At 70.9% G+C, this 16,381-nt stretch carries 12 protein-coding genes; 7 read left to right on the top strand and 5 right to left on the bottom strand.

Features of this window, described 5'->3' with window-relative positions; genetic code table 11:
* Position 1: 1 nt before the first annotated feature.
* Together COUCH_RS13790 and COUCH_RS13785 are read left to right on the top strand one after the other, a co-directional pair.
* Positions 2-829 carry a carbohydrate ABC transporter permease gene (locus COUCH_RS13790; RefSeq protein WP_249612469.1) on the top strand — a complete coding sequence of 276 codons (828 nt, stop codon included), beginning with the start codon at positions 2-4 and terminating at the stop codon, positions 827-829.
* 2 nt (positions 830-831) lie between these two features.
* On the top strand, positions 832-2,313 hold the full coding sequence (locus COUCH_RS13785; RefSeq protein ID WP_249612468.1) for an alpha-N-arabinofuranosidase: 1,482 nt from the start codon (positions 832-834) through the stop codon (positions 2,311-2,313).
* Here the strand turns inward: COUCH_RS13785 and COUCH_RS13780 are convergent.
* Positions 2,310-3,269 carry a LysR family transcriptional regulator gene (locus tag COUCH_RS13780; protein ID WP_249612467.1) on the bottom strand — a complete coding sequence of 320 codons (960 nt, stop codon included), beginning with the start codon at positions 3,267-3,269 and terminating at the stop codon, positions 2,310-2,312. The two genes, COUCH_RS13785 and COUCH_RS13780, sit on opposite strands and share 4 nt — an antisense overlap.
* 441 nt (positions 3,270-3,710) lie before the next feature.
* Here COUCH_RS13780 and COUCH_RS13775 point away from each other — a divergent pair, with 441 nt between their 5' ends.
* Positions 3,711-4,637, top strand: a complete 927-nt coding sequence (locus COUCH_RS13775; protein WP_249612466.1) for a sulfite exporter TauE/SafE family protein — start codon at positions 3,711-3,713, stop codon at positions 4,635-4,637.
* Between the two features lie 54 nt (positions 4,638-4,691).
* On the opposite strand, the gene COUCH_RS13770 is transcribed toward COUCH_RS13775, so the two are convergent.
* Positions 4,692-6,236 carry a sigma-70 family RNA polymerase sigma factor gene (locus tag COUCH_RS13770; RefSeq protein ID WP_249612465.1) on the bottom strand — a complete coding sequence of 515 codons (1,545 nt, stop codon included), beginning with the start codon at positions 6,234-6,236 and terminating at the stop codon, positions 4,692-4,694.
* A gap of 283 nt (positions 6,237-6,519) precedes the next feature.
* Here COUCH_RS13770 and COUCH_RS13765 point away from each other — a divergent pair, with 283 nt between their 5' ends.
* The 3 genes from COUCH_RS13765 to COUCH_RS13755 are packed head-to-tail and all read left to right on the top strand — an operon-like array spanning position 6,520 to position 9,700.
* Positions 6,520-7,620, top strand: coding sequence for a ricin-type beta-trefoil lectin domain protein (locus COUCH_RS13765; protein WP_249612464.1), 1,101 nt, complete (start codon positions 6,520-6,522; stop codon positions 7,618-7,620).
* Positions 7,621-7,640: 20 nt separating this feature from the next.
* Entirely contained in the window at positions 7,641-9,254 is a 1,614-nt protein-coding gene (locus tag COUCH_RS13760) for a glycoside hydrolase family 27 protein (RefSeq protein WP_249613695.1), read from the top strand.
* Entirely contained in the window at positions 9,239-9,700 is a 462-nt protein-coding gene (locus tag COUCH_RS13755; protein ID WP_249612463.1) for an HIT family protein, read from the top strand. Before COUCH_RS13760 ends, COUCH_RS13755 begins: the two co-directional genes overlap by 16 nt.
* 44 nt (positions 9,701-9,744) lie before the next feature.
* On the opposite strand, the gene COUCH_RS13750 is transcribed toward COUCH_RS13755, so the two are convergent.
* The 3 genes from COUCH_RS13750 to COUCH_RS13740 all read right to left on the bottom strand — a co-directional run bounded on the left by COUCH_RS13750 (position 9,745) and on the right by COUCH_RS13740 (position 14,792).
* Positions 9,745-10,983 carry a cellulose binding domain-containing protein gene (locus tag COUCH_RS13750; RefSeq protein WP_249613694.1) on the bottom strand — a complete coding sequence of 413 codons (1,239 nt, stop codon included), beginning with the start codon at positions 10,981-10,983 and terminating at the stop codon, positions 9,745-9,747.
* Positions 10,984-11,103: 120 nt separating this feature from the next.
* Positions 11,104-12,831, bottom strand: a complete 1,728-nt coding sequence (locus COUCH_RS13745; RefSeq protein ID WP_249612462.1) for a family 43 glycosylhydrolase — start codon at positions 12,829-12,831, stop codon at positions 11,104-11,106.
* Entirely contained in the window at positions 12,831-14,792 is a 1,962-nt protein-coding gene (locus COUCH_RS13740) for a family 43 glycosylhydrolase (protein ID WP_249612461.1), read from the bottom strand. The genes COUCH_RS13745 and COUCH_RS13740 overlap by 1 nt, the downstream gene beginning before the upstream one ends.
* Positions 14,793-15,000: 208 nt before the next feature.
* Here COUCH_RS13740 and COUCH_RS13735 point away from each other — a divergent pair, with 208 nt between their 5' ends.
* Positions 15,001-16,380 (top strand): non-reducing end alpha-L-arabinofuranosidase family hydrolase, encoded by a 1,380-nt coding sequence (locus COUCH_RS13735; RefSeq protein ID WP_249612460.1) that lies wholly within the window; start codon positions 15,001-15,003, stop codon positions 16,378-16,380.
* Position 16,381 lies beyond the last annotated feature (1 nt).

Genomic DNA, 16,381 nt, shown 5'->3' with positions numbered 1-16,381 from the left:
CGTGAGCATCGAGACCCGCCTCAAGCTCTTCAACCGCATCTGCGCCGGCGTGCTGATCGCCTTCGCCCTGCTGTGGCTCGTACCGCTGCTGTGGGCGCTGGACACGGCGCTCAAGCCAAACGCCGAGACCACGAAGACGACGTGGCTGATCGACAACCCGACCCTCGGCGCGTTCAGCCGCACGCTGCGGGACACCGACATCCTCCGCTGGTTCGGCTCGAGCCTGTTCATCTCCACGCTCACCGCCGTGGGCGCGGTGCTCACCGGCAGCCTGGCCGCGTACGCCCTGTCCCGGCTGCGGTTCCGGCACCGCAACCTGGTGTTCTGGTTCGTGCTGGCCGGCATCATGATCCCCAGCCAGGTGCTGATCGTGCCGCAGTTCCGGGAGATGGACTCGTTCGGGCTGCTCAACACGTTCTGGGCGGTCAGCCTCCCGCAGATACCCACCGCGATCGCCGTGTTCATCTTCAAGCAGTTCTTCGACGGCCTGCCGCGGGAACTGGAGGAGGTGGCCCGGATGGACGGCGCCGGCTTCCTGCGGATCTACCGGCGGATCATCATGCCGCTGGCCCGCCCGGCGGTCGCCGCGGTCGCGATCTTCACGTTCGTGGGGTCGTGGAACGACCTGCTGTGGCCGCTGCTCGTGCTCAGCAACCCTGACATCATGACGGTTCCGGTCGGCCTCGCCACGGTGCAGGGCTCGTTCGGCATCCGGTACGCGGACACGATGGCGTCCGCGATCCTCGGCGCGATCCCCCTCGTCGCCGTGTTCCTGCTGTTCCAGCGCAACATCGTCGAAGGCATCGCCGGCACCGGCCTGAAAGGGTGACCATGCACTCCGCCTCCCTGACCGTGGACCCCGCCTACCGGATCGGCGAGGTGGACCCGCGGCTCTACGGCTCGTTCGTCGAGCACATGGGCCGCTGCGTCTACACCGGCATCTACGAGCCGGGCCACCCGCACGCCGACGAGCGAGGGTTCCGGACCGACACCACCGCGCTCGTCCGCGAGCTCGGGGTGCCGATCGTCCGGTACCCGGGCGGCAACTTCGTCTCCGGCTACCGCTGGGAGGACGGCATCGGGCCGGTCTCCGAGCGGCCCACCCGGCTGGACCTGGCGTGGCGCTCGCTGGAGACGAACCAGGTCGGCGTGGACGAGTTCGTGGCGTGGGCGCGGACGGCCGGCGTCGAACCGCTGATGGCCGTCAACCTGGGCACGCGGGGCATCGACGCGGCCCGTTCCCTCGTCGAGTACTGCAACCTGCCCGGTGGCACGTACTGGTCGGACCTGCGCGGCGGGGAGCCGTACGGGATCAGGACCTGGTGCCTGGGCAACGAGATGGACGGCCCCTGGCAGATCGGGCACAAGACCGCCCACGAGTACGCCCGCCTCGCGCTGGAGACGGCCAAGGCGATGCGCCAGGTCGACCCCTCGATCGAGCTGGTCGCGTGCGGCAGCTCCGGCCGGCAGATGCCCACGTTCGGCAGCTGGGAAGCGACGGTGCTCGCCGAGGCGTACGACGCGGTCGACTACGTGTCGGCGCACGCGTACTACGAGCAGCACGGCGACGACCGGGACAGCTTCCTCGCCTCGGCCACCGACATGGACGCCTTCATCGAGGAGCTCGTGGCGACCGCCGACCACGTACGCGCCGTGGGCCGGCACAAGAAGCGGATCAACGTCTCGTTCGACGAGTGGAACGTCTGGTACCTGAGCCGCTTCGAGGGCGAGACCAACCTGGAGGTGCGCGAGCGGCCCCGGCTGATCGAGGACGTCTACTCGGTCACCGACGCGGTCGTGGTCGGCAACCTGCTGATCAGCCTGCTGCGGCACGCCGACCGGGTCCGCATCGGCTGCCTCGCGCAGCTCGTCAACGTGATCGCCCCGATCATGACCGAGCCGGGCGGGGCGGCGTGGCGACAGGCGTCGTTCCACCCGTTCGCGCTGACCGCGGCGCACGGCAAGGGCACGGTGCTGCAGCTCGCCCTCGAGTCGCCGGTGCACGAGACCGCCCGGCACGGCGAGGTGCCGCTGCTCGACGCCGCGGCCGTACGCTCCGGCGACCAGGTCGTGATCTTCGCGGTGAACCGGTCGCAGACGACGCCGATGAGCGTGGACGTGGACGTACGGTCGCTGCCTGCGCTGTCGGCGGCCACCCACACGGCGCTGTTCGACGACGACCCGGACGCGGTGAACACCGCCGCCGAGCCCGACCGGGTGAAGCCGCGGGCCCTGGACGACCCGAAGCTCGACGGGGGCCGTCTGCAGGCCGTGCTCCCGCCGCTGTCCTGGAACATGCTCCGGCTCAGCTAGCTGGCCATCTCCGTGGCGGTCTGCCGTCGCCAGCCGTGTTCCGCGGCCAGGCGGCGGGCCGTCGCGATCACGTCGAGAACGGGACGCGACGGCTCGTGAGCGCGCCACAGGATCGACCACGGGTAGCGGGGCACCGACGGTCCCAGCGGCCGCCACACCACCTCCGGTGACCAGGTCGCCGTCGACGCCGGGGTGCAGAGCACACACCGGCCCTGCGCGACCAGGTCCACCGCCGCGCGCAGCGTCTGCACGCTGCCCGGGAACAGCGACGGGAAGAAGCCGGCCGACCGGCACACCTCCGCCACGAACGCGTTGAACTCCGGCGCCAGCTCCTCGTCGGCCATCAGCAGCGTCTCGCCGTTGAGCCGGGCGACCGGGACGCGCGGCAGACCGGCGTACGGGTGCTGCGCCGCGACCAGCACCCCGAGCGGCTCCAGCCGGAACATCTCGGCGGCGATCCCGGGCGAGCCGCCGGGCAGCCGCCCCACGCCGATGTCCAGCCGCCCGTCGGCCAGCAACCGGCACTGCTCCGGTACGCCCGCCTGCACCTGATGGATCTCCAGGTCGGGATGGCGCGCCTGCACCGCACGCAGCACCGGCCGGACGGCGTCGTACCCCTCGTCGAGCACCCCGACCCGCAGCGTGGGCGCGGCGGGCACCATGCCCTGGGCGAGGACCGCCGCCCGGTCGACGTGCTCGAGGATCTGCCGCGCCTCGACGACCAGCCGGACGCCCGCCTCGGTGAGCGCCACAGCCCGGCTCGTACGGTCCACCAGCAGCACCCCCACCGCCCGCTCGAGCCGCTGCACCTGCGCACTGAGCGCCGAGGGCGCGATGTGCTCGCGCGCGGCGGCCCGGCCGAAGTGCAGCTCCTCGGCGAGGGTCACGAGATAGCGGAGCTGGCGCAGCTCGATGCGGCCCCGGTGGGCGGGATCGGGCACGGGCCGGACCACCATGGCACCCTCCGGAGGATCATCGTCGATCGATGCGTCCCTGCAGTGTTATCGCTAACATTTCGATCGTCAAGGCGTAACATCCCGGCAACGCGGAGTCTGTGGGTTCGCTGTTAGCGGTCACATGGGTTGCGGAGGCGCACGGCCGGCGCGACGCGCGGCCGGTCCCGATCGGCGCGGCCGGTCCCGATCGGCGCGGCCCGGCCCGGCGCGACGCGACCCAGCACGACCCGGCGCGGCGCGGCGCGGCGCGGCGCGCATCGGCCGCCGCGGCAGCCCGTGCCGCCGGCCCGGCCCCGGGGTCGACCGACCGGCTGGGCGATTCGCTCAGTTTCACCCCGACGCGCCGACCGGGCGTTTCACACGCTGGGACGGCACCGTTAAAACTCCATAAACTCGACCCAGTTAGTAGACAAGGAAGGGATTCTCGCCGAGACTCGACCGATGGATCTCACCCTGGCGCTCGCCGGACTCGGCGTCGGCATCGTGGTCGGACTGACCGGCATGGGCGGGGGCGCGCTGATGACCCCCATCCTCGTTCTCGTCTTCGGCGTCCCGCCGGTGGCCGCGGTCTCCAGCGACCTCGCGGCCAGCGCGGTGATGAAGCCGTTCGGTGGCTTCGTGCACGCCCGGCGCGGCACGGTGAACTGGCGGCTCGTCGCCTGGCTCTGCGCCGGCAGCGTGCCCAGCGCCTTCCTCGGGGTGCTCCTGCTGCGCCTGCTCGGCGACGACGAGGCCGTGCAGCACACGATCAAGGTCTCGCTCGGCGTGGCGCTCCTGCTCGCCGCCGGCGGTCTCCTGCTCAAGGCCTGGGTGAGCCGGCGCCACCGCGGCGACGGGCCGCCCGCGCCGATCACCGTACGGCCGATCCCGACGCTCCTGCTGGGCGCGGGCGGCGGGCTGATCGTGGGGCTGACCAGCGTCGGCTCCGGCTCGCTCATCATCGTCGCACTGCTCGCCCTGTACCCGAAGCTGCGCGCCAACGACCTGGTCGGCACCGACCTGGTGCAGGCGATCCCGCTGGTGATGTCGGCGGCCCTGGGGCACGCCTTCTTCGGCGACCTGAAGCTCGACCTGGCCGCGGCGGTCCTGGTCGGCTCGATCCCCGGCGTGCTGATCGGCGCCCGCATCTCGTCCCGGGCCCCGGGCGGCATCATCCGCACGGCGCTGGTGATCGTGCTGCTGGCGAGCTCGCTCAAGCTGCTCGACGTGCCGACGGCGACGGTCGGCATCGTGACCGGGCTGGCGGTCCTGGTGGCGGTCGCGCTGCCGCTCGTCCGCCGCTTTCGCAGCCCGCAGGGCGAGGCCGCCGCACTCCCCGACCAGCGCCACGCCGAGCTCGAAACCCCGGCGCCGCTGACCAGCCGGTGAAAGTACGTCAGGGGGCATCGGCCGCGATAGCACCCCTGACGTAGCCATTCGCGGTCAGTCAGCCAGCGCCGCCCTCGTACGGAACGACGTCTCGGCCCGGAAGGCGGCGCTGCCGTTCTGCTGGTCCACCCAGAGCTCGTCGCCGCGCCGGTGCAGGAACCAGCCCGGATAGTTGGCCGATTCCAGGGCGATCGCGCCCTGCAGGCGGCTGCGCACGCAGAATGTCGCATCGCCGCGGAACAGCGGGGTCTTCTGGTCACCGTCGAGCCGCAGGCGCCACGACGCGTGCCGCAGGTAGCGGCCGTCCCGGGCACGGAACGAGAAGCACGTGCGGTCCGCCAGGCCTTCGACCGCCGTGAAGGTGGCCTGGCGCCGCGCTGTTCGGCTGCCGGCCGCCCGGACCGGCGCGAGGATGCCGAGGTCGCCGGCGGTCGTGACGAACAGGCCGGGACGGTCGCCGGACTCGAGTGACAGCGGCCGCCCGGCAATCGGCACGCCGGGAGCGGTGGCGGACGGCCTGGCCGTGGCCGGCCTGTGCGATGAGGGCCGCGGACCGGGCACCGCGGGCGCGGCGGAGGACGAAGTGGGCGCCGCGATCACCTGGGGGGCGCGCGGGGCGGGTTCGGGCAGGCTCGTCACCGTCACGGCGGCGACCGCGGCGACGACCCCGGCCGCGATCGACGCGGCGATGGGGTGTGCCGTCACGGCCTGGACGAGCTGGCCGATGAGGCCGGCCTTGACGCCGAGGCCGCCCGAGGTGGCCGAGCTCGTGGCCAGCGCCGCCGCCGAGGTGGCCGCCACCCCGCTCTTGCCGATGACGGCGGCCGCCAGGCCGGCGGGTACGGGCAGCAGCGCCAGCCCGGGCAGCAGCCGCTCCACCGGGATCATCGCGTCAGCGGACGGACGGCAGATCCCGCAGGACCGGATGTGCCGGGCGAGCCGTTTGCGCCACAGCGGGCCGGGGACGCCGTCCCACTGGCCGATCACCGCGTCGAGCGCGGCGCAGGCCGGTCCGTTCTCGAGCACGGCCACGATCTCCCGGCCGGCGTCCAGTTGCTGGCGCATCCGCTGCACCCGGACCCCGGCGTGGGCGACGCTGATGCCGAGCGCAGCCGCCAGGTCGGCGCGGGTCAGCTCGCCGGCGGTTTCCAGCAGCCACAGCGACAGCACCACCCGGTCCTCGGGGTCGAGCCAGTAACCCGCATGCCGGACCTGCTGCCGCTGCGAGGACAAGCCGAGGTGCAGCGCGGTCAGGTTCTCGAACTCCGCGCCCTGGTCGGGCGTACCGGCCATGACGTCCAGGGGCGCGCTCCGCCGGGCGGCGGTGTCGCGGCGCTGCAGGTGGGTGCCGATCTCGTGGACGGCGATCGCGGTCAGCCAGCTCCGGAAGCTCTCCGGCCGGCGGAGGTCGGGAAGCCCGCGCAGGGCCCGCACCATGACGTCCTGGACCACGTCATCGATGTCATCGGTGTCCAGCGCCCGCCGGACGACCGAGTACACCAGCGGCAGGCCGATCGCCACCAGCTCCTCGATGGCGCGCCGGTCACCGGAGCGGGCCGCGCCCACCGTGCCCGTGTCGATCGTGCCGCCAGCTCTCATCCCACATCACCGTCGTCGCACCGGGCCGGGCAGTCGCGCCGGTCCAATGTGCTCGACGCGGGATGCGGCGTCAAGCGGTGAGGCCGCCGTTCGCGGACGACCGTCGAGCCGGCCGCGACATAACAGAAAACGGCGATAATCCCGGATCCTTTCCGTACGCGTTGATGCCCTTGAATGCATTGAAACATTCTGGCAACCTCCACAATGCGTGTTGTTACCGTTCTCATTCCGAGCGCGCCGTAGCCACATCCGCCTTTTCCCGCCCCCCGAAGGAGAAGCTGACATGCACCGAAGGAAACGATGGCTCGCCGGAGCCGTGCTGGCCGCCATGGTCACCGCGGCCGGCCTGGCGGCCCACCCCGGCGCCGCCGCCGCGGAGTCCAACGGAGGCGTCCGGGTGATGCCGCTGGGCGACTCGATCACCGAGGGGACGCAGGTTCCCGGCGGCTACCGCATCGGCCTCTGGCAGCGCCTCGCCGGCGCCGGTTACCGGGTCGACTTCGTCGGGTCGCAGTACAACGGGCCCGCCGCCCTCGGCGACCACGACCACGAGGGCCATCCCGGGTGGCGGATCGACCAGATCGACGCGAACATCGCCGGCTGGCTGGGCGCCACGAACCCGCGCACGGTGCTGCTGCACATCGGCACGAACGACATCCTGCAGAACTACAACGTCCCGGGTGCCCCGGGCCGGCTCTCCACGCTGATCGACCACATCACCACCGCCGCGCCCTCGGCCGACGTGTTCGTCGCGACGATCATCCCGCTCGGCAACGCGGGCCAGGAGTCGGCGGCCCGTACGTTCAACGCCGCCGTCCCCGGCATCGTGCAGAGCAAGGTGAACGCCGGCCGGCACGTCCACCTCGTCGACATGCACGCCGCCCTCACCGCCGCCGACCTCATCGACGGCATCCACCCCACCGCCGGCGGCTACGACAAGATGGCCGCCACCTGGTACGCGGCCCTGCGCTCCGTACCGGGCACGATCGGCGACCCGGCCACCACCACCGGATCCGCGCTGGTCGGTGCGGCCTCCGGGCGCTGCCTCGACGTGCCCGGCAGCAGCACCGCCAACGGTGTCCAGCCGATCATCTGGGACTGCAGCGGCGCGGCGAACCAGCGCTGGACGGCCGACGGGCAGACCCTGCGGTCGCTCGGCAAGTGTCTCGACGCGCCCACCGGCGCAACCGCCGGCGCCAAGGCCCAGATGTGGGACTGCCACGGCGGGACCAACCAGCAGTGGACCGTCAACGCCGACGGCACCATCCGCAACCAGCAGTCCGGACTGTGCCTCGACGTCAACGGCGGCGGCACGGCCAACGGGACCACCGTCGTGCTGTGGACCTGCACCGCCGCCGCGAACCAGCGCTGGACGAGGAGATGACCATGAAACGCCTGAAGACCATGCTCGCCGCGGGCCTGCTCCTGCTGTCCGGCGCCGGGACCGCCGTGCTCGCCCCGTCCGCCGCGCAGGCGCTGGACAACGGCGTGGCGCGTACCCCGCCGATGGGCTGGAACAGCTGGAACACCTTCGGCTGCAGCATCAACGAGACGCTGATCCGGCAGATGGCGGACGCGATCGTCAGCACCGGCATGCGCGATCGCGGCTACCAGTACGTCGTGGTCGACGACTGCTGGTTCAACCCGAACCGCGACGGCTCCGGGAACCTGCAGGGCGATCCGAGCCGGTTCCCGAGCGGGATGAAGGCGCTCGGCGACTACCTGCACGGCAAGGGGCTGAAGTTCGGCCTCTACCAGGTGCCCGTCGACAAGACATGCGCCCAGTACTTCGGCAGCTATCCCGGCGCGACCGGCAGCCAGGGCCACGAGGCCCAGGACGCGCGGCAGTTCTCCGCCTGGGGCGTCGACTACCTGAAGTACGACTGGTGCTCCCCCAACGGGTCCATCAACGACCAGGTCACGACGTTCGCGAAGATGCGCGACGCGCTGGCCGCGACGGGCCGGCCGATCGTCTACAGCATCAACCCCAACAGCATTCACGCCAAGACCGGCCCGCAGCGCAACTGGAGCGACGTCGCGAACATGTGGCGTACGACCGAGGACATCACGAACGCCTGGGACACCGGGCAGACCAACGGGTACCCGATGGGTATCCAGAACATCGTCAACGTCACCGTGCCGCTGGCCGGGTACGCACGGCCCGGCCAGTTCAACGACCCCGACATGATGGAGGTCGGCCGCGGCGGCATGAGCGACACCGAGCAGCGCAGCCACTTCGCGCTGTGGGCCATGATGGCCTCGCCGCTGATCGCCGGCAACGACATCCGGTCGATGAGCTCCGCCACCCGCACGATCCTCGAGAACGAGAACCTGATCGCGATCAACCAGGACTCGCTCGGGCTGCAGGCGACCCAGGTCAGCAACGACGGCACCCGCCGCGTGCTGGCGAAGAGGCTCGCGAACGGCGACGTCGCGGTCGCCCTGTTCAACCAGGGCAGCGGCACCACGACCGTCTCCACCACGGCGGCGGCGGTCGGCAAGTCGGGCAGCTCGTTCGTCCTGACCGACGCCTGGAGCGGTGCGACCGGCACGAGCACGGGGACCATCAGCGCCTCCGTACCGGGGCACGGCACGGTGGTGTACCGGGTCAGCGGCGGCGGCACCGGCACACCGCCCGCCGGCACGACGACGCTCGTGGGCGCCGCGTCGGGACGGTGCCTGGACGTCCCGAACAGCGCGACCGCCAACGGCACCCAGCCCGTCATCTGGGACTGCAACGGCGGCGCCAACCAGCGCTGGACCCAGACCGGTCAGACCCTCCAGGCGCTCGGCAAGTGCCTGGACACCCCGGCGAACGCCACCGCGGGCACGAAGGTGCAGCTGTGGGACTGCAACGGCGGCACCAACCAGCAGTGGACGTTCGGCAGCGACGGCACGATCCGCGGCGTAGCCTCCGGGCTGTGCCTCGACGTGGACCACAACCTGACCGCGAACGGCACGGTCGTGCTGCTCTGGACCTGCACGGCCGCCGCGAACCAGAGGTGGTCGCGGACCTGACGACCGGTTCGGCCGCGGCGGCGCAGAAGTGCATCTTCTGCGCCGTCGCGGCGCGTCGGGCCGAGGCCAGCATGGTGTACGAGGACGACACCGTCGTCGCCTTCATGGATCTGAACCCGGTCACGCCCGGCCATCTGCTCGTCGTGCCACGCCGGCATGCGGTGGGCCTCGAGGACCTCGGCAAGGCCACGAGCACCCACGTGTGGTCGGTCGGTCATGACCTGGCACGGGCACTGCGACGCTCGAGCCTGGATTGCGAGGGAATCAACGTCCTGCTCTGCGACGGCGAGGTCGCCTTCCAGACGGTGTTCCACTTCCATCTGCACGTCATCCCGCGCTACGCGGGGGACGGCTGGACCCTCAAGGCCGTACCGCCGCAACGCGAAAGGGCGTTCCTCGACAGCGACGCGCAAGCGATCCGGGACGCCATCACGTCCACGCACTGACCGGCCGGCCACCGCGAAGGTGGCCGGCCGGGGGGTGCTCGGTGTTACTGCGCGGCGCAGGCCAGGGCCGGCGTGGTTCCCGGGGTTCCGTTGACGAGCATGCCGAAGGTGGTTCCGGCACCGGGTGCCAGCGCCCCGTTGTACGACGCGTTGGTCACGGTGGCCGTACCGCCCGCGGTGCTCAGCGAACCGTTCCAGACCTGGCTGATCGTCTGGCCGGCCGGCAGCGTCCAGCTCACCCGCCATCCGGTCGTGGCCGCCGTGCCGGTGCTGGTCACCGTGGCGTCCGCCTGGAAGCCGCCCTGCCAGGTGTTGACCACCTTGAGGGTGGCGGTACAGGCGCGGGGCTGCCCGGACGGGGGTGTGGACGGCGAGGACGGGGGCGTGGACGGCGAGGACGGCGGCGTGGACGGGGACGAGGGCGGCGTGGTGGTGCTGGGCAGCTGCGAGAAGAACCGCCAGATCTCGCCGCCGGTCCAGGTACGGGCGCCGTTCGTGCTCGTGGTCCCGTCCACCGGCTCGGGGGTGTGGTCGCCGTCGAACGCGGCCCAGGTCACCGGATAGCCGGCGCGGCACCCGGAGTACGCGGTCACGATGTGGCTCAGGCTGCCCCGGGCCGGCTCGGGCGGGTTCTGCGGCGTGCACCCGTTGTTGCGCACGAAGGTGTCACGCAGCTGGCGGCCGAGCGAGATGTCGAGCACGCTGTCGTGCGTGCCGTGGATGCCGAGATAGGCGACCGGCTGGGTGCCCCCGGAGCATCCGCTCAGGTTGGCGCCGGACATGACGGCGACCGCGCGGAACACGGTCGGGCGGGCGCACGCGACGGCGTAGCTCATCGCCCCGCCGTAGCTCCAGCCGGTGGCGAACAGCTGCGAGGTGTCGACACACAGGTCACCCTCGATCAGCGAGGTGAGCGCGTCGACGAGAGCGAGGTCCCGGCCGCCGGTGTTCGCCCATCCGTTGTCGATGCCCTGCGGCGCGACGAGGATCGCGCTGTTGTCCGACAACTGCTGTTGCCCGTAGTACGCCCACACCGCGCCGGCGGAGCCGCCGCTCGCCACGTCCTGGGCGGTCCCGTTCAGCCAGTGGAAGGCGAAGATCAGCTTGTACGGCCGGTTCCGGTCGTAGCCGTCCGGGACGCGCAGGATGTACGTCCGGTTCTGCCCGCCGCTCGAGATCGTCCGGGTGCCACTGGTCAGCGTCGGCGCCTTGCCGCAGCCGGCCGTGACCGCCGCGGCGGCCGGCGCCGCAGCGGCCGTGCCACCGAGCACACCGGTCACCATCGCCGCCCCCAGTGCCAGCGCGGCGACGGCGGCGCCCGCCGAGGCGGCGAGGCGGCGGACTCGGTCGGAGGATGGGGATGACGTCCGTTGTCTGAGCACGGTGACTCCTGGGGATCGCTGTCAGGTGGTTGTGCAGGTGAGCGAGGGTGTGCCCGGGCTGCCCCCGGCGAGCAGCCCGAACGTGGTGGACGCGCTTGCCGCCAGAGCGCCGTTGTACGACGCGTTGCCGACGGTCACGGTCGTACCGCTGGTGCTGAGCGTGCCGTTCCAGACCTGGGAGATGCTCTGCCCGGCGGCGGCCGTCCAGGTGACACGCCATCCGTTGACCGGCGCGGTTCCGGCCGTCACGGTGACCTCGGCCTGGAAGCCGCCGGACCAGGTGTTGGTGGTGCGGTAGGCGGCGGTGCAACCGGCGCTCGCGGGCGGATCGGTCGGCGGCGGATCAGTGGGCGGCGGGTCGGTCGGCGGGGGCGTACCGGCGCGGGTGAACTGCCACCGGTCGAGGTTGAACAGGCTGCCGCTGCCCCCGGTGAAGCGCAGGTACAGGTCGTGCGTGCCGGTGGCCGTCACCGGGCAGCTCACGCCGGTCCAGGTCTGCCAGCCTCCGGTGCCGGGCACGGTGCAGGTCCCCGCGAGAGTGCCGGTCGCGCCGTCGAGCCGCACCTCGATGCGGCCGCCGGAGGTGGCGGACGCGGCCTGGGCGGTGAACGCCGACGCACCCGCGCCGAACGCGACGCCCTTGACCTTGATCCAGTCGCCGTTGTCGATGAAGCTGACCGCGCGGCCGCTCGCGCCGGCGGCCTCGGTCTCCACACCGGACTCGAAAGCGATCGTCTCGGCTTCCTGCCGGACGTACGGGTCGAGCGTGCCGACCTGCGGCGCGCCGGTCGTCGTCATGGTGATGGTCGGGATCGTCCCGTCCGAGCGGTAGCTGAACTTCTCGACGGCGACCGAGCGGGTGTATCCGCCACCGCCCGGCAGCGCCCCGTTGTGGTAGAAGAAGTACGAGTTCCCGGCGAAGTCGATGACGCCCGGGTGGTTGGTGAAGCTGCTGCCCTGGGTGGGCATCACGGTGCCGCGGTAGGTCCACGGTCCGAGCGGTCCGGGCGCCGTCGAGTAGGCGATGAACTCCGAGCAGCACTTCGCGGCGTACACCAGGTAGTAGAGGTTGTTGCGCTTGTAGACCCAGGGGCCTTCCTCGAAGAGGGTGGGCCGGTTGGCGTCCCCGGTCCGGGTGCCGAAGCCGGCGGTGGTCAGCGGGATCTTCGCCGGGCTGCCGGAATACGAGATCATGTCGGCGTTGAGCCGGACGTACCAGAGGTTGGGGTTGCCCCAGTAGAGGTACGCCTGCCCGTCGTCGTCGATGAACACGGTCGGGTCGATCTCGTTGGTCTCGACGAGCGGATGCCCGAGCGCGTCGTGGAAGGGTCCCGTGGGGCTGTCGGCGACCGCCACCCCGATGGCCATCCGGCCGGTGGCCTTCGTGGTCATGGGGACGTACCAGTAGAACCTGCCGTTGCGTTCGACGGCCTGACCCGCCCAGGCGTTGCTCGCGGCCCAGCTGAAGTCGGACAGGTCCAGGGGCGAGCCGTGGTCGGTCCAGTTCACCATGTCGGCGGACGACCAGACCCGCCACTCCTTCATCGTGAAGTACGTCGAGTTGTCCTCGTCGTGTCCGGTGTAGAGGTAGACGCGGTCGTTGTGCACCAGCGGGGCCGGATCGGCGGTGTAGATGGTCTGGACGATGGGGTTGTCGGCGCGGGCCGGCACCGGCGCCCCCAGGATCAGCAGCAGGGCCGCGCCGACCACGGCGAGCAGCGATTTCACGCGACCTCCCCGTCCCGGCATCACGGCGTCACGACCGAGAACTGGTTGACGGTGACCGCGCCGCCGAGGCTGCGGGTGGCGTAGTTGAAGATGCCGAAGCGGTAGCCCATGAAGAACTGCCAATCGTTGTTGAGCGTGAACGCCGGTCCCAGGGTGGTGAACGTCGTGCCGTCGGTGCTGTACGAGAACCGCGCGGTGCGCCCGGATCCGGGCCGGATGTCGGCGTTGATCCGCAACCAGATCCGGCCCCCGCTCACGGTGGCGCCGGCCTGTTCGGTGCCCGTGCCGGTGGTGGTCCAGCCGCTGGTCGACATGGTGAGGCCGTTGGTCATCGAGACCCGGGTGGTGGATCCGTCCTTGCGGATGCCGATCCAGGCCGAGGAGTCGCGCAGCATGGCCAGGCCGGTACGGTCCCCGTCGGCCATCGCCGAGTAGTCCAGCTGCACGGTCGCCGTGGACGACGGGCCCTGGATCCGGCGGGTCAGCGTGTTCCGGGCGTTGTACAGGTCGTTGGTGACGGTGGCGGTCGACAGCCGCAGCCCGTTGTTCACCGTGACCTTGGTGGTGTCCGGGTTGTGGTTCCACTCGTACTGCGGGCCGAGAGTGGTGCCGGCGAAGGAGTCCGAGCCGGTCATCGGCGTCAGCGGGTGCCAGGGCAGGTTCGGGCGCGGGTAGCTGGCGCCCCATCGGCCGTCGACGGTCTGCAGGACGGGCCAGCCGTCGCCGCTCCACGTGATCGGCGCGAGGGTCGGCATCCGGCCGCCGGGGTACGCGTCGGTGAAGGCCATGTACCACCAGTCGCCGTTCTGGGTCTGCACGAGCCCGCCCTGGTGCGGCACCCCGCCGCCGCTGATCGGGCCGGGCAGGTTCAGCAGGACCTGGCGCTGCTCGTACGGGCCCCACGGGCTGGTCGAGCGCAGCACGTACTGCCCGTTGGCCGGGCGGGTCACCCAGATGTAGTAGTAGTTGCCGCGCTTGTACATGCGGGAGCCCTCGAGGGTGCCGATGCTCGACGGGGTCTGGTACACCGTCTGGGCGCGGACCTGGGAGGTCAGGTCGGACGACAGCTGGGCCACGCTGATCGTGGTGTTGCCGTAGGCGACGTACGGGGTGTCGTTGTCGAACAGCAGGCCGGCGTCGTAGTAGCAGTTGTTGATGCGGGCCTTCTTCGTCCAGCCACCGCTGACCGACGACGAGCTGTAGACGTACGTGCGGTTGAACTCCGTGCACCCGAGCCAGTAGTACGTGCTGTTGCTGGGCCGGTAGTTGAAGGCCGAGGCCCAGATGCCCTTCACGTACGCCCGCCCGCCGCTCAGGTCGTACGCGGACGAGTCGAAGTCCAGCCGCGGGACCGAGTGGCCGGCGTACTCCCAGTTGACCAGGTCGTACGAGCGCAGGATCGGCGCGCCCGGCGAGTAGTGCATGGTGGACGCCGAGTAGTAGTAGACGTCGCCGACCCGGATGATGTCGCCGTCGGCGAAGTCCTGCCAGACCACGGGATTGGTGAAGGTGCTCGGCGCGGACGGGTTCGTCGGCGGCGGGGTGGTCGGCGGCGGGGTCGACGGGACGGGCTCACCGGTGCACGGCACGCCGTTCAGAGTGAAGCCGGCCGGCGCCGGGTTGCCGGACGTAGCCGCGCCGTTGAACCCGAACGAAGCGCTCCCCCCGGTGGGCAGGTTCGCGTTGTACTCGGCGTTGGTCACTGTCACCTGCGAGCCGGACTGGGTGACCGAGCCGTTCCACAGCTGGGTGACGGTCTGCCCGGCGGTGAACGCCCAGCCGAGCCGCCAGCCGGTCAGCGGGTCACCGAGGTTGTCGATGGTCACGGAGGCGCCGAAACCGCCCTGCCACTGGTTGGTCACCGTGTACGTGACCCGGCAGGCGGCTGCGGCCCGGGCGCTGGAGCCGACGGAGATTCCGGCGACGCTGAGCGCCAGGGCGAGGCTCGCGGCGATCCACAGCCGCGGATGCGCGCGGGGCATCCTGATCTCCTTCGGTCGGACTCGGTGGGAGCGCTTCCACGTTGCCAGCAGATTTCTTGGCATTCAAGCTCGTGGATAAGACGACCCATTGCCAGTCGCCGGCATAACGGTTTTTCACCGGGCTTGGAGAAATAGCATTCATTGAGTCTCTGGGAGCGCTCCCGTAGCATCCCGAATGCGCACGCCGTCATCCTGTCAGGAGAATTCGATGAGCAAACGGAAAGCGACCGGCGCCGCTCTGGTGACGGCCGGCGTGACGCTGCTGGCGTCCACCGCCGTCACCGTCGCGACGCCGGCGGAAGCCGCGGCAGCGGGGTGCTCGGTCACCTACGCCGTGTCCTCGCAGTGGCAGGGCGGGTTCAACGCCGACGTGTCGATCACGAACCTCGGCGACCCCGTGACGAGCTGGGCGCTGCGGTGGTCGTTCGCCGGCGGGCAGACGGTGAACCAGGCGTGGAACACCTCGCTGGCGCAGAGCGGCTCGGCGGTGACCGCGCAGAACGTGAGCTACAACGGCTCCATCGCGACCAACGGGACGGCGTCGTTCGGCTTCACGGGGTCCTGGACGGGCAGCAACCCCGCACCCACCACGTTCTCGCTGAACGGGGTGACCTGCACGGGCGGCACGACACCCACCACCCCGCCGACCACCCCGCCCACGACGCCGCCGCCGAGTGGTTCGTGCACGTTGCCGTCGTCGTACCGGTGGAGTTCCACGGGTGCGCTGGCCACGCCGCGTTCGGGGTGGGCGTCGTTGAAGGACTTCACGACGGTGCCCTACAACGGCCGGCACCTGGTGTACGCCACCACGCACGACACCGGTTCGAGCTGGGGGTCGATGAACTTCGGCCTGTTCACCAACTGGTCGGACATGGCCTCGGCCAGCCAGAACGCGATGGGTCAGGGCACGGTCGCGCCGACGCTGTTCTACTTCGCGCCCAAGAACATCTGGGTGCTGGCCTATCAGTGGGGTCCGACCGCGTTCAGCTACAAGACGTCGTCGGATCCGACCAACGCCAACGGCTGGTCCTCGGCGCAGACGCTGTTCACCGGCAGCATCTCCGGCTCCGGCACCGGTCCGATCGACCAGACGCTGATCGGTGACGGCACCAACATGTACCTGTTCTTCGCCGGGGACAACGGCAAGATCTACCGGGCCGGCATGCCGATCGGGAACTTCCCGGGCAGCTTCGGGTCCTCGTACACCACGGTCATGAGCGATTCCACGAACAACCTGTTCGAGGCGCCGCAGGTGTACAAGGTGCAGGGCCAGAACCAGTACCTGATGATCGTCGAGGCGATCGGCGCGAACGGGCGTTACTTCCGCTCGTTCACCGCCACCAGCCTGGGCGGTACGTGGACACCGCAGGCCGCGACCGAGAGCAACCCGTTCGCGGGCAAGGCCAACAGCGGCGCCACCTGGACCAACGACATCAGCCACGGCGACCTCGTCCGCGCGACCGCCGACCAGACCATGACCATCGACCCGTGCAACCTGCAACTGCTCTACCAGGGCCGCTCACCCAGCAGCGGGGGCGACTACGGCAAGCTGCCCTACCGGCCCGGCGTGCTCACCCTGCAGCGCTGAA

This window comes from Couchioplanes caeruleus (genome assembly GCF_023499255.1).
Classification (GTDB): Bacteria; Actinomycetota; Actinomycetes; order Mycobacteriales; family Micromonosporaceae; genus Actinoplanes; species Actinoplanes caeruleus_A.
The sequence above is the reverse complement of the archived record's forward strand: the minus strand, read 5'-3'. Positions and strand labels throughout refer to the sequence as shown.

Bases quoted from the DNA above. Each gene is read 5' to 3' on its own strand.
- COUCH_RS13785 (WP_249612468.1), top strand. From the start codon at position 832: ATGCACTCCGCCTCCCTGACCGTGGACCCCGCCTACCGGATCGGCGAG.
- COUCH_RS13780 (WP_249612467.1), bottom strand. From the start codon at position 3,269: ATGGTGGTCCGGCCCGTGCCCGATCCCGCCCACCGGGGCCGCATCGAG.
- COUCH_RS13775 (WP_249612466.1), top strand. From the start codon at position 3,711: ATGGATCTCACCCTGGCGCTCGCCGGACTCGGCGTCGGCATCGTGGTC.
- COUCH_RS13770 (WP_249612465.1), bottom strand. From the start codon at position 6,236: ATGAGAGCTGGCGGCACGATCGACACGGGCACGGTGGGCGCGGCCCGC.
- COUCH_RS13765 (WP_249612464.1), top strand. From the start codon at position 6,520: ATGCACCGAAGGAAACGATGGCTCGCCGGAGCCGTGCTGGCCGCCATG.
- COUCH_RS13760 (WP_249613695.1), top strand. From the start codon at position 7,641: ATGCTCGCCGCGGGCCTGCTCCTGCTGTCCGGCGCCGGGACCGCCGTG.
- COUCH_RS13750 (WP_249613694.1), bottom strand. From the start codon at position 10,983: ATGGTGACCGGTGTGCTCGGTGGCACGGCCGCTGCGGCGCCGGCCGCC.
- COUCH_RS13745 (WP_249612462.1), bottom strand. From the start codon at position 12,831: ATGCCGGGACGGGGAGGTCGCGTGAAATCGCTGCTCGCCGTGGTCGGC.
- COUCH_RS13740 (WP_249612461.1), bottom strand. From the start codon at position 14,792: ATGCCCCGCGCGCATCCGCGGCTGTGGATCGCCGCGAGCCTCGCCCTG.
- COUCH_RS13735 (WP_249612460.1), top strand. From the start codon at position 15,001: ATGAGCAAACGGAAAGCGACCGGCGCCGCTCTGGTGACGGCCGGCGTG.